Raw genomic sequence first — 14,019 nt, forward strand, 5'->3', positions numbered from 1 at the left:
AACAGGACAACAAAGACATGGAGTCACTAAAGCGTATCTATGATATCAATAGAGAGCGACTCAACGCGCTCTCTATTCCTTTTAGGGAATGGCAGCATGAAGCCATCTTAGACTTTGACACGGATATAAGAATTGCGTCCGAGCTTGGATGGACAGGCACGCACACCAAAAGCCTCTTCTTAAAACTTAAAGAACAAGGCTACGCAATTTATCTAACAGAAAAAGACTCTCGCCTCGATGCCAAACAAATAAAAGCCGTCACAGGCAAACGCCCCTCAATTTGTGACGACGATGAAATGGTCGAAGTGTTAGGTTGTTTGCCTGGAGCGGTATGTCCGATTGGCTTACCTGAATATGTCACACTCATTGTTGATACAACCCTCTATCAACACGAAGAGTTGCTCTACACGCCAGGATTGCCTGAATTCACCTTTGGCTTTGCAGGTAAACATCTAAAACGTCTATTGCTTGCCGGTAATCACATTCTTTATGAGATATAAAAAAGCGAGGCCAATTGGCCTCGCTTTCGAATATCTACCGCTTGTATTAAGCGTCGATTTTGTTCAGATGAACATCCATTTGCGGGAATGGAATTTCGATACCATTTTCATCCAATGCTTCTTTAATACCTTGCATTGCATCAAAGTATACGCCCCAGTAATCTGCAGTTTTCACCCATGGGCGAACCACAAAGTTTACTGAAGAGTCTGCCAGCGTAAGTACGCCGATTGTGATATCAGGATCTTTCAAGATACGCGGATCTTTTTCTAGCGTCTCGCGAATTACTTTCTTCGTTAGTTTAAGATCCGCTTTGTATGACACACCAATCACTAAGTCGACACGTCGCGTTGCATGACGAGAGTAGTTAGTAATTGCACCACCGATTACTGACGAGTTAGGCACAACAACCATCTTGTTGTCTGGTGTTTTTAGGACAGTTTGGAAGATTTGAATTGCTTCAACACTACCCGCTACACCGCCAATTTCTACGTAGTCGCCAGATTTGAATGGACGGAACGCAACAATGAGTACACCAGCTGCAAAGTTTGATAGTGAACCTTGTAGCGCAAGACCAACAGCAAGACCTGCCGCACCGATTACAGCCACGACTGAAGCGGTTTGAACGCCTAATCGACCAAGAGCTGCGATAAGTACGATTACAAATAGCAAGTAACGAACAAGACCATGAATAAATTCAACGACAGCCTTATCCATGTTTTTCTTTTCTAGTACTTTAGAAACACTACCAGCGACTGCTTTAACGATAATATTACCGATAAACAGAATAAGCAGCGCAGAGATAATGTTCACACCGTACTGAACCAGTAGATCTGAGTTGTTTGTCAGCCAAGTTTCAGCCTGAGTTAGACCATCCGTTAAAGTGGTATCGATACCCACCGATTCACCTGCCATAATTCTTATCCTCAAAAATAAAGATATATAAATCCAATTGCCGTTAATTTATGAACCTTGTTTTTTAAAGGCTCTTTTCTAAAACAACATCCCTATTGCCCCACTGAACAGTGTCAGATTTTTGGCACAATATCCCAACTTTGACTTTTTTCAAAGTCAGAGTTTCGCAAAGATATGCAAAACAAGACTTTATCAGAGTTTTCTGATATTGGCTTGTTACAGGTTACGCAATGCACTCTTATTTCGCCACTCCTATGACTGATATTCCTATGTTTTTATTTAAAAACGTTAAAGGGGGAACATCCCACCAGAAAATACAACCTGACGCATAAAGATATCAATAGGAAAACAGGGAAAGAAACATAGGGGCAAAATGATAGACATAAAAAAACCCGCTCAAAAAGCGGGTTTTTAAGTAACTTAATCAGTAACGATTATAGTACGTCAACTGCGTTTAGGTCAGCAAATGCTTGCTCTAGACGAGCTACCATTGAAGCTTGACCAGCACGTAGCCATACGCGTGGATCGTAGTACTTCTTGTTTGGTGCATCTTCACCAGTTGGGTTACCGATTTGACCTTGTAGGTAATCGTGGTTTTCAGCTTCGAACTTACGGATACCATCCCAAGTTGCCCACTGTGTATCAGTATCGATGTTCATTTTGATAACACCGTAACCGATAGACTCACGGATTTCTTCTAGAGAAGAACCTGAACCACCGTGGAATACGAAGTTTAGAGAGTTCGCTGGAAGACCGAATTTCTCAGAAACGTGCGCTTGAGAATCACGTAGGATAGTTGGAGTTAGTACAACGTTACCTGGCTTGTATACGCCGTGTACGTTACCGAAAGATGCAGCGATAGTGAAACGGTGGCTGATTGCGCTTAGTTTCTCGTATGCGTATGCAACGTCTTCTGGAGAAGTGTATAGCTCAGACGCATCCATATCAGAGTTGTCAACGCCGTCTTCTTCACCACCAGTACAACCTAGTTCGATTTCTAGAGTCATGTTCATTTTAGCCATGCGCTCTAGGTACTTAGCAGAAATCTCGATGTTCTCTTCTAGAGACTCTTCAGAAAGGTCGATCATGTGAGAAGAGAATAGTGGCTTACCAGTTTGAGCGAAGTACTCTTCACCAGCGTCTAGTAGACCGTCGATCCAAGGAAGTAGTTTCTTAGCAGCGTGGTCAGTGTGTAGGATTACTGGAACACCGTAAGCTTCAGCTACAGCGTGAACGTATTTCGCACCAGCAACAGCACCTAGGATTTGAGCTTCTTGACCTTCAAGTTTTAGACCTTTACCAGCAAAGAAAGCAGCGCCACCGTTAGAGAATTGAACGATAACTGGAGCTTTAACTTTTGCAGCTGCTTCAAGTACTGCGTTTACAGAGTCAGTACCCACACAGTTTACTGCTGGAAGTGCAAAGCTGTTTTCTTTTGCAACTTCAAATACTTTCTGAACGTCATCGCCAGAGATAACACCTGGTTTTACGAAGTCGAAGATCTTAGACATGGATGTAATCCTATTTATCTGTCGTTTTTAAACAAAACTTGTTAAGTTGAAAATCTTGCAAACGTTTGCTCACAACTGAGGCTATTCTAGCAGAGTTCCTCACACGTTGCAGCAAACAAGAAAGCGGGAGAATCACTCCCCCGCTTTGCTTTAATTACTTAGCGCGTGCTTCTAGCATTTCTACTGCTGGAAGAACTTTACCTTCTACGAACTCAAGGAAAGCGCCGCCACCTGTAGAGATGTAAGAAACGTCAGCTTTGATACCGAACTTGTCGATAGCTGCTAGCGTGTCACCACCACCTGCAACAGAGAAGCCTTCAGATGCTGCGATAGCTTCTGAGATACCTTTAGTACCTGCTTCGAAGTTCTTGAATTCGAATACGCCTACTGGACCGTTCCATAGGATAGTCTTCGCGTTCTTAAGGATTTCTGCTAGTTCAGCTGTTGAATCTGGGCCAAGGTCGAAGATCATGTCGTCGTCTTGTACTTCAGAAACGTGTTTAATTTCTGCTTCTGCGTTTTCGTCGAATGCTTTCGCACATGCAACGTCAGTTGCTACTGGAATTGCACACTCATCCATTAGCTTCTTAGCAGTGTCTACTAGATCCGCTTCGTATAGAGACTTACCAACGTTGTAGCCAGCAGCTGCGATAAATGTGTTAGCAATACCACCACCAACAACTAGTTGGTCAGCGATTTTAGATAGAGACTCAAGTACAGTTAGCTTAGTAGAAACTTTTGAACCGCCTACGATTGCAACCATTGGACGAGCTGGGTTGTCCATTGCTTTACCTAGCGCTTCAAGCTCGTTTGCTAGAAGAGGGCCAGCACAAGCGATAGGTGCGTGCATACCAACACCATGAGTTGACGCTTGAGCGCGGTGAGCCGTACCGAATGCGTCCATTACGAATACGTCACATAGTGCTGCGTATTTCTTAGATAGCTCTTCGTCGTTTTTCTTTTCGCCTTTGTTAAAGCGAACGTTTTCTAGAACAACAAGTTCACCAGCGTTTAGCTCTAGGCCATCTAGGTAGTCTTTTGCTAGCTTCACTTCACAATCTAGTGCGTCGTTTAGGTAGTTAACAACTGGTTGTAGAGAGAACTCTTCAGCGTATTCACCTTCAGTTGGGCGACCTAGGTGAGACGTAACCATTACTTTAGCGCCTGCTTCTAGGCAGTGCTTAATAGTTGGAAGAGATGCGATGATACGTGCATCTGAAGTTACTTTACCGTCTTTTACTGGCACGTTTAGGTCAGCACGGATAAATACACGTTTACCTGCAAGATCCAGGTCAGTCATCTTGATTACAGACATGATGTGTCCTCTCAAATATTGATAATTAAAGTTTTTGAAAACTCGGCAACCCTGCCAAGCCTGTTAATTCTTCAAACTGGTTATAGATGATATGGAGATATCATGGATTTATTTCAAGGCTTGAAATAAAAATTCTCCATCACTTCTTCGTCATTACTGCTCCACTTGAGAAGAAGCTTGCATTGCTAAGGCAGTATCCAGCATCCGGTTAGCAAAGCCCCATTCGTTGTCGCACCAAACGAGCATTTTTACGAGTTGCCCGTTACTCACTCTAGTCTGGCTTCCATCTACAATCGCACTATGGGGGTCGTGGTTAAAGTCGATGGAAACGAGTGGCGATTCAGTATAGTCAACAATGTTACATAATGTACACTGAGATGCGTTAACAATGGTTTGATTTACGTCATTAACTTTCACATTTGTATTAATTGTGACACTTAAATCCATTGCGGTGACGTTAACGGTTGGGACACGAACAGAAATTGCTTCGAATTTGTTGGAAAATTTCGGGAAGATTCTTTCAATCCCCTTATGCAACTTGGTGTCAACCGGAATAATAGATTGGCTCGCTGCGCGGGTACGGCGTAGATCGTTATGGTACGCATCGATTACTTGCTGATCGTTCATGGAAGAGTGAATCGTGGTTATGGTACCGGACTCAATACCGAAGGCTTCATCTAACACTTTAATGATGGGAACGATACAGTTGGTGGTGCAAGAGCCATTAGAGACAACACGGTGTTCATCTTTCAGAGTTTCGTGGTTCACACCATAGATAATCGTATTATCTATGTCGCTTGCGCCCGGGTGTGAAAACAGCACTTTCTTCGCGCCAGCTTCTATATGCGCTTGCCCATCGGCTTGTGAACCAAACACGCCAGTGCAATCCAAAACAATATCGACTTCTAAATCGCGCCAAGGAAGTAATTCGAGTTCAGAGAGGTGAAGAATGCGAATAGAATCATATTCGCCGCTGTCATGATGAACATGCAAGTGTTCTTGGTCGTGGGAGATTTTTTTGCCGAAGCGACCATGACTAGTGTCATATTGCAGTAGGTGCGCCATCGCTTCTGGCTGCGCTAATTCGTTAACCGCCACAACCTTGATCTGCTGATGTTTTCCGCTTTCATACACGGCTCGCAGAACATTACGACCTATACGTCCAAATCCATTGATCGCAACCTTTAGCATTTATCCTTCGCCCTACCAAAAATTTCGTGTCACAGATACTACCTGATCAGGCTGAAAAACGCACCTGTTGAATCATAGTAAAGCAGGATTAAAAAAGGCCGAGACAATGCTCGGCCTTATTACAACAATAATTAAAATGCGACGTCTAAACCTAACCAGTAGCGACGACCATCTTCGACATATCCGTATTCTTCGTAACTGATTTCCTCATCCAGCAAGTTATAGATCGCGCCTTTAATACGAGTATTATCGGTTAACTGGTATGTCACACCAGCGTCCACAAAGGTATAAGCAGGCTCTACGATACTGTTTCTTGATGGGCCAGTAACCGGATCCATTTCTTTACCTCGGTAAGTTACTTTAGCCCAACTTTCTAGATCTGTTGTTGTTTGCCAAGTTACATCCACATTAAACAGATGCTTTGGTAGCTGCTGCAGCGGCATGCCTTTGTATTCACCTGTTTTTTGCTCTGAGTCAGTAAATGTGTAGCTCGAGCTGAGGTAAATGGTTTCCGTTAATGGCGATGCTAAGGTCGCTTCAATACCTTGTGTGACCGCTTCGTCCACGTTAATGCGGTACGTTGGATCTGCACCCCATTGGTTTGGTCCATCTGTACAGATGGTATCTGGGCAAACAACACGTGTGATCTTGTCTTTGAACTCATTATGGAACGCAGTCAAAGAGACATCTAAACCAGAGTCACCTTGATACAAGACACTGATTTCTTTGTTTAGCGACGTTTCAGGGTCAAGGTCTGGGTTACCGTAGATATTACCGCCGCCACTGACTTGCGCCCAACCAGGAGTAATTTCACGTAATTGCGGAGAACGGAAACCTGTTGCCACGCCACCTTTCACAGTCCAAGACGGGTCAACTCGCCATACACCATAGACACGCGGACTAAAGTGCGCGCCATAGTTTTCGTCATGATCTAGACGACCACCAAGCGTAACGCTAAACGGATCGGCGACTCTCCATTCATCTTCAATGAAAACAGCCCACTGCGTATTCGATGTTTCGGTCTTCGATGACGCTTTGTTGGAGGTGAAATCCTCAAGCTCTGCATGAGTGGCGTCCACACCAGTCGTCAACGTATGGTTTCCAATACCAGTCACCAAGCTCGATTTGAACGTGGTGTTGGTGATCGTCATCTCACGAGATTTGTTCTCGCTCTCTTCACGTTGTAAGTAAGTATCTGAGATGCCAACCGAGTCCCAGTCGCCATTGTGACTTAGCGTTACATAATTACGACGATATTCGTTGAGTGAATCCTCACAACCTCTTCGGCAACCCGTCGTTGGTACGGAAAGACCAACGTTACCGCGACGACTTTGTGCCGATATGCCACCCTCTAGTTGCACAGAATGGCGGTCATTAATCTGGTAGGTCAGTTTTGAAGAGATACTTTGCATATCTTTATCTTCATAACCGTATTCAATATCGTCTTCTTCTCTTGCGGTATACTGACCGTATACTTGGAGAGATAGATTTTCGGCTAGCGGCCCATTGACGAAGAAATTCGCGCTCTGCTCTCCGCCCGAGCGACTGTTTTCTTGCAGAACCGTGCCTAGCTGAACATTACCTGTCCACTCCATCGCGTCTTTTCGCGTGATCACGTTAATTACACCACCAATCGCATCAGAACCGTAAAGCGTCGACATTGGGCCACGAATAACTTCGATTCGCTCAATCGCTTGAAGAGGAGGTAACCAACCTTGTTCGATACCAGGACCGTCACTATTTGGACGAGTTTCACGCGTGCTTTGACGCTTACCATCGACCAGTATCAAAGTGTATTTAGAACCCATACCACGGATACTAATGTCGGTGGTATCACCACCACCTGTCACGACAACACCTGGCACACTTTTTAGTGCATCAGTCACATCGCGGTAATAACGAGAGTCCAACTCCTCACGTGAAATCACACTAATACTTGCAGGCGCGTCCGCTTGAGATTGCTCATAACTTGATGCAGTTACAACCACTGTTTCCATTTTAGAAACTGCATCATTGGCAAACACATGAGGGACACTGACGAAGGCTAAAATACCAGTTGCGGTAATAACTGGCAGTCTAAGAGTAGACATCTACATCTCCATAATTGATAATGATTATTATTTTCGAAAGTGAATTATTCACAAATAGAATGAGATGCATAGTGAGAGTTATGGAACGGTTCTTCCCATTTATGGAACCCGTGCATAACGCAGTAAGGAGTAAAAGAAATATGCACGACTTAGCATCAATTCGAGCCTTTGATGCGCTCAATCAGCATAAGAGTTTGACCGCCGCTGCCAAGGCCCTTAACCAGCCTAAATCAACGCTGAGTCGTCGCTTGGCACAATTAGAAGAAGATTTCGGTCAGGCTCTAACCGCAAGACAAGGTAACCGATTAGTTCTGACAAGAGCGGGAGAAATTTTTGCCCACTACAGTCGCCAGATTCTTGAGCTAAGTGAAGAGAGTTATGACGCGCTTCAAGGTTTAACAAACCAAGTTTCAGGGCCGCTACATATTGTTTGTCACACAGCATTAGTTAGAAGTTGGCTAGGTGGTGTGCTCAACGGTTTTCTTGCCGATAATCCTGACGTTAGGGTCCAACTTACCAGTGACTTTTCTGAAGCGCACCATGACCCAGATTTGTTCATCTGGCTCGGTGAGCGTAAAGATCTCGATTGGCGCAAAGAGGTATTAGGCTCATTTCGTTACACGCCCTTTGCCTCTCCAGCTTATCTTGATAAGCACGGTTCGATCCTGCACCCCAAAGAGCTTGAAGCGCATCCGTGGATCGATTTTGGCTCGGTACAAGAAAATGGATTGATGCTCACACACCCTCAACACGGTGAGTTCTTTTTAGAGCCATTTGTGAGTCGCTTATACAGCGACAACATCGCAATGCAGATCGACAGCATCGCGAATGGTCATGGTATAGGACTGCTGCCAACTTGGACAGCAAGCGGCTACGAGAAACATCATCCGGGTCGAATCACACCTTGCTTAGAAGGTTGGCTTTCAGAGCCCATCTCCATTAACTGCTATACGCCTGCAGGAAGACCACCACTGCGCTTATCCGTACTTTTAGACTGTATTCACCAAAGCATTCCACAAGGTTGGAAAACCTGACAAAAAACAAAAAGGCCATCGCAATGATGGCCTTTCCAACTTTAGTATCTAACAGTCGTCCTTTACGTTCGGACTATTGAGACAATCTAGCAGTTACGCTAGCAATTCTTTTGCTGTGTTCACTACGTTTTCAGTCGTGAAGCCAAACATCTCGAATAGTTGACCAGCAGGTGCAGATTCACCAAATGTCGTCATGCCGATGATGCGACCATCGAAACCAACGTACTTGTACCAGAAGTCTGCGATGCCCGCTTCGATAGCGATGCGTGCTGTTACGTCTGATGGCAATACTGCTTCACGGTAAGCGGCGTCTTGTTTGTCGAATGCATCCGTTGATGGCATTGAAACAACGCGTACTTTCTTACCTTCTGCCGTTAGTTGAGTCGCAGCTTCTACTGCTAGCTCAACTTCAGAACCTGTTGCGATAAGGATTAGCTCTGGCTTGCCTTCGCAATCTTTCAGGATGTATGCACCTTTCGCGATGTTCGCTACTTGCTCAGCTGTACGATCTTGTTGCGCTAAGTTTTGACGAGAGAAGATAAGTGCTGTTGGTGCATCTTTACGTTCAATCGCTAGTTTCCATGCTACGGCAGACTCAACCTGGTCACACGGACGCCATGTACTCATGTTTGGCGTTACGCGTAGAGATGCCATTTGCTCAACAGGTTGGTGAGTTGGGCCATCTTCGCCAAGACCGATCGAATCGTGCGTGTACACTTGGATGTTCTGAATTTTCATCAGCGCAGCCATACGCATTGCGTTACGAGCGTATTCCATGAACATTAGGAATGTCGCACCGTAAGGAACGAAACCACCGTGCAATGCGATACCGTTGATGATAGCAGTCATACCGAATTCACGTACACCGTAGTGGATGTAGTTGCCAGAGAAGTCCTCCGTTTCTAGAGACTTAGAACCAGACCACATGGTCAGGTTAGAAGGCGCTAGGTCAGCAGAGCCGCCCATGAATTCAGGAAGCATTTGACCAAACGCTTCTAGTGCATTTTGCGATGCTTTACGTGATGCAATGTTCGCTGGGTTTGCTTGAAGATCAGCAATGATTTGGTTCGCTTTTTCTTCCCATTCCGCTGGAAGTTCGCCGTTTAGACGACGTTTAAGCTCTGCTGCTTCTGCAGGGTAAGCTGCTGCGTATGCTTCGAACTTTTCATTCCAAGCCGCTTCTTTCGCTGCACCTGCTTCTTTTGCATCCCACTCAGCGTAAACATCTGCCGGGATCTCAAATGGGCCGTACTCCCAACCTAGGTATTCGCGAGCCGCTTGGATCTCATCGTGACCTAGTGGTGCACCGTGACAGTCGTGCGAACCAGACTTGTTAGGAGAACCGAAACCGATGATTGTCTTAGTACAGATTAGAGTCGGGCGAGGATCCGCTTTAGCCGCTTCAATCGCTGCGTTGATTGCTTCAGGATCGTGACCGTCTACCGCTGGGATTACGTGCCAGCCGTAAGCTTCGAAACGCTTAGGTGTATCGTCAGAGAACCAACCTTCAACGTGACCGTCGATAGAGATACCGTTGTCATCCCAAAACGCGATCAGTTTGCCTAGACCTAGCGTACCTGCTAGAGAGCATGCTTCGTGCGAGATGCCTTCCATTAGACAGCCGTCACCCATGAACACATACGTAAAGTGGTCAACGATGTCGTGGCCTTCTTTGTTGAACTGTGCCGCTAGTGCTTTCTCTGCGATAGCCATACCAACAGCATTAGTGATGCCTTGGCCAAGAGGACCCGTTGTTGTCTCGATACCAGGCGCGTAACCGTACTCTGGGTGACCTGGGGTTTTTGAGTGCAATTGACGGAAGTTTTTCAGATCGTCAATAGATAGCTCATAACCGCTTAAGTGCAGTAGAGAGTAAATAAGCATTGAGCCGTGACCGTTTGACAGCACAAAGCGATCGCGGTCGGCCCACTCTGGGTTTGAAGGGTTATGGTTTAGGTGAGAGCGCCAAAGAACTTCAGCGATATCAGCCATACCCATTGGTGCGCCTGGGTGGCCTGAGTTAGCTTGTTGAACACCATCCATGCTTAGAGCACGAATTGCATTGGCAAGATGTTTACGAGACGACATGTCTGCTCCTGAGTACATTAAGCGAAACGAAAAGTAGGTCATAATTCTCTCAAAGCCCTGTTGGGTGTGCAAACGTTTTCCAGTCCAAAACCTCACAAATATTGCACCTTTCGCGCCAAATCGTTCGAAGTTCTTAAAATTATCAATAAATCAGGCAAACGTTTGGTTATAACAAAAACCAAAAAAGAGCTTGTAATTCGAGCAATCAAATTTAGAATAGACGTCTAGATGTAGATACACCTACAAAAATTAGTATTAATTTGCGCTGGAGAGTTTATCATTCCCCAGTTTTAAACCAGATATAGTGGAGCTAACATGGCTAAGCACCTGTTTACTTCTGAGTCAGTATCAGAAGGTCATCCAGATAAAATTGCAGACCAGATTTCTGATGCGGTTCTTGACGCGATTCTAGAGCAAGATCCAAAGGCTCGTGTTGCATGTGAGACTTACGTTAAAACCGGTATGGTAATGGTGGGTGGTGAAATCACGACTTCAGCATGGGTAGACATCGAAGAGTTAACTCGTGAAACCGTTCGTGAAATCGGCTACGTACATTCAGATATGGGCTTTGACGCAGATTCTTGTGCGGTACTAAACACAATCGGTAAACAGTCGCCAGATATCAACCAAGGTGTTGATAAAGCTGACCCTAAAGAACAAGGTGCAGGCGACCAAGGCATCATGTTTGGTTACGCTTGTAACGAAACTGAAGTACTAATGCCAGCGCCAATTACTTACTCTCACCGTCTTGTTCAAAAGCAAGCAGAAGTTCGTAAAAACGGCACACTACCTTGGTTGCGTCCTGATGCAAAATCTCAGGTAACATTCCAATACGATCAAGGTAACATCGTTGGTATCGATGCGGTTGTTCTTTCAACTCAACACTGTGATTCAATCTCAACTTCAGACCTGCGTGAAGCGGTAATGGAAGAGATCATTAAGCCAGTGCTACCTTCTGAGTGGATCAACAAAGAAACAAACTTCTTCATTAACCCAACTGGTCGCTTCGTAATCGGTGGTCCTATGGGTGACTGTGGTCTAACAGGTCGTAAGATCATCGTAGATACTTACGGCGGCGCAGCTCGTCACGGTGGCGGTGCGTTCTCTGGTAAAGATCCATCAAAAGTTGACCGTAGTGCAGCATACGCAGCACGTTACGTAGCGAAAAACATCGTAGCGGCTGGCATGGCTGACCGTTGTGAGATCCAACTTTCTTACGCAATCGGTGTTGCTGATCCAACGTCTATCATGGTGGAAACGTTCGGTACTGAGAAAGTATCTCACGACATCATCATTGAAGCAGTTCGTCAATTCTTCGACCTACGTCCATACGGCCTACAAGAAATGCTTAACCTTCTTCAACCTATCTACAAGAAGACAGCGGCTTACGGTCACTTCGGTCGTGAAGAATTCCCGTGGGAAGCGACAGACAAAGCTGCACTTCTACGCGATTTCGCTGGCATCAAATAATCAAGCCAAGCAAGAATCAATCAAGCCCTCGCCTATGGCGGGGGCTTTTTATTTTCAGCAACGTTTATCCAGCCATTTCAGCTCATACCGCCCTGCCCCACAAAGCAGTCCTGTTTCTCCCTCATTTTTATACCGAATAAATTTTAAGCAATTATTTGTAAATTATCCCATCTCCGCCAATAGTTAAAATATTGTTAATTCCAATTTAAATAGAGACGTCGGATGCTGGCGACTGTGGAAGCAACACTTAAGTAAAGACATGAGTCAGGCATCTTTATGGCCGATACCAAACTAAGCCAATGCTCAGATGTAAACTTGAAAAAGTCGCTTCAAGTTTGACTGAACAAAAACCGCTGTCAGTTGGTATAAGCGGATAATGTGGGAATAAATCAAGGAGGAGTTATGCCTCGAACTGTTAATCCATCGGACTTCCACAACAAGCGAAAGGAAGTGCCAGACAACGAATACGCCAGAACCATACCGTGCAATACGGTCAATCTTTCTGCACCTTTTCATTGGCTCGCATTAGGTCTGCATGATTTCGTGCGAATGCCGCTTATTAGTGCTTTCTATGGCATCTGTTTTATGGCAGCTGCCATAGGCATTGTTTTGCTCGTTCAGTGGCAAGGCACACACTTGGTCGTCATGCCCAGTTTGATTGTTTACATGTTAATCGGTCCGTTTCTCGCGCTCGGCTTGTATGATGCCAGTTGGGAGAGAGAGCGCGGACACAAAGCTAGCTTGTTCCATTCCATGAAAGCGATCGGTCGTAACTCAACATCTCAATGGGCATTCGCCGTGTTACTCGCAGTGTGTATGATATTTTGGATGCGCATTGCCGCTCTACTTCATGCGCTCTACCCTTCTGTTCAAGGGGCACCTTTAAGTGAGTTCCTACCCTTCCTTGTGATAGGATCTTTAGTTGGCTTTGTTTTGGCTTGTGTGGTGTTTAGCATTTCAGCCTTTTCTATTCCGCTTATGATGGAGCGTCGCGTAGACATGATGACCGCTGTATTTACCAGCTTTAATGCCGTGAAATCCAACATTCCAGCGATGATTGTTTGGGCAGCGATCATCTGCGGCGGTATTCTTATCGGCTTTGCGACCTACGGGATCGGAATGTTGTTTACCATGCCAATTCTAGGCTACGGTACATGGCATGCTTACCATGCCACCATCAAGAAAAAACACACTCCGTAATTAACTGATGCTATGATCTGGCCCTCGCAAATGCGGGGGCTTTTTTATTTGATTTATCGAGGTGAATTGTGGATATAGAACTAAGCTATAAAGCCAAGCAAGTGATGGCGGACTGCATCGCGATGGCAGAGCAAGCTTTCAAACGTTCTTTCCCTATTCCAACAATCACCTTCAACGTCCGCGGGAAAGCGGCAGGAAAAGCCTACCTTCAATTAAATCAAGTTCGCCTAAACCCTGTTTTATTTCGCGAAAACACCCAAGCATTCTTAGATGAAGTCATTCCTCATGAGGTAGCACACCTGATTACCTATCAGGTTTACGGACGAGTTAGACCTCACGGCAAAGAATGGCAAGGTGTCATGGAAGGCGTATTTAAAGTGCCCGCCAAAACCACTCACAGCTTTGAAGTAAAATCCGTTCAAGGTAAAACCTTTGAGTATCGTTGTGGCTGTATGACCTACCCTCTATCGATTCGCCGTCATAATAAAGTGCTGCGCAAAGAGGCGACGTACTCTTGTCAAAAATGCCGCCAACCACTTAACTTCACGGGCATTCAGTTATCGTAATCTATATCTCATAGTGTTACTTGCGTTCCCAAAATAAAGATCGAGTTTATCAAAACCTTCCCTTTGCCATTTATTGTTAACTTACTCATCACTAAAGCTATTTTATGCGTGTTATCATGAATAAAGTCATACTTTATAAAG

General features: G+C 45.1%; 11 protein-coding genes. 5 read left to right on the forward strand and 6 right to left on the reverse strand.

The annotated features are described in order from the left end of the window. Positions 1–17: 17 nt before the first annotated feature. On the forward strand, positions 18–500 hold the full coding sequence (locus ACWPOD_RS17885) for a YbaK/EbsC family protein (RefSeq protein WP_167426236.1): 483 nt from the start codon (positions 18–20) through the stop codon (positions 498–500). Positions 501–546: 46 nt separating this feature from the next. Here ACWPOD_RS17885 and mscS read toward each other — a convergent pair whose 3' ends face one another. From mscS to ACWPOD_RS17910, 5 genes are all read right to left on the reverse strand, one after another. Next, positions 547–1,413, reverse strand: coding sequence for a small-conductance mechanosensitive channel MscS (gene mscS, locus ACWPOD_RS17890; RefSeq protein WP_005393946.1), 867 nt, complete (start codon positions 1,411–1,413; stop codon positions 547–549). A 434-nt stretch (positions 1,414–1,847) separates the two neighbouring features. Further along, positions 1,848–2,924, reverse strand: coding sequence for a class II fructose-bisphosphate aldolase (gene fbaA, locus ACWPOD_RS17895; RefSeq protein ID WP_005393947.1), 1,077 nt, complete (start codon positions 2,922–2,924; stop codon positions 1,848–1,850). Positions 2,925–3,078: 154 nt separating this feature from the next. Then, positions 3,079–4,239 (reverse strand): phosphoglycerate kinase, encoded by a 1,161-nt coding sequence (locus ACWPOD_RS17900; protein ID WP_167426235.1) that lies wholly within the window; start codon positions 4,237–4,239, stop codon positions 3,079–3,081. Positions 4,240–4,392: 153 nt separating this feature from the next. Continuing rightward, a complete protein-coding gene (epd, locus tag ACWPOD_RS17905) occupies positions 4,393–5,430 on the reverse strand; it encodes an erythrose-4-phosphate dehydrogenase (RefSeq protein WP_456232107.1) in 1,038 nt (345 codons plus the stop codon). Positions 5,431–5,561: 131 nt separating this feature from the next. Then, the gene (locus ACWPOD_RS17910; protein ID WP_456232108.1) at positions 5,562–7,520 is read right to left on the reverse strand and encodes a ligand-gated channel protein; all 1,959 of its coding nucleotides are present in this window, start codon (positions 7,518–7,520) and stop codon (positions 5,562–5,564) included. 140 nt (positions 7,521–7,660) lie between these two features. Here ACWPOD_RS17910 and ACWPOD_RS17915 point away from each other — a divergent pair, with 140 nt between their 5' ends. Further along, positions 7,661–8,554, forward strand: a complete 894-nt coding sequence (locus ACWPOD_RS17915) for a LysR family transcriptional regulator (protein ID WP_104969806.1) — start codon at positions 7,661–7,663, stop codon at positions 8,552–8,554. Between the two features lie 93 nt (positions 8,555–8,647). On the opposite strand, the gene tkt is transcribed toward ACWPOD_RS17915, so the two are convergent. After that, on the reverse strand, positions 8,648–10,642 hold the full coding sequence (gene tkt, locus ACWPOD_RS17920; RefSeq protein ID WP_256964202.1) for a transketolase: 1,995 nt from the start codon (positions 10,640–10,642) through the stop codon (positions 8,648–8,650). 315 nt (positions 10,643–10,957) lie between these two features. Between tkt and metK the strand changes: the two genes are divergently transcribed. The 3 genes from metK (at position 10,958) to ACWPOD_RS17935 (ending at position 13,878) form a co-directional block, all read left to right on the forward strand. After that, positions 10,958–12,112 (forward strand): methionine adenosyltransferase, encoded by a 1,155-nt coding sequence (gene metK / locus ACWPOD_RS17925; RefSeq protein ID WP_005381027.1) that lies wholly within the window; start codon positions 10,958–10,960, stop codon positions 12,110–12,112. A 402-nt stretch (positions 12,113–12,514) separates the two neighbouring features. Continuing rightward, complete coding sequence (locus ACWPOD_RS17930) at positions 12,515–13,312, forward strand: DUF2189 domain-containing protein (RefSeq protein WP_005381026.1); 798 nt, start codon at positions 12,515–12,517, stop codon at positions 13,310–13,312. A gap of 68 nt (positions 13,313–13,380) precedes the next feature. Then, complete coding sequence (locus ACWPOD_RS17935) at positions 13,381–13,878, forward strand: SprT family zinc-dependent metalloprotease (RefSeq protein WP_104974794.1); 498 nt, start codon at positions 13,381–13,383, stop codon at positions 13,876–13,878. Positions 13,879–14,019 lie beyond the last annotated feature (141 nt).

Source organism: Vibrio sp. JZG120 (genome assembly GCF_053890955.1).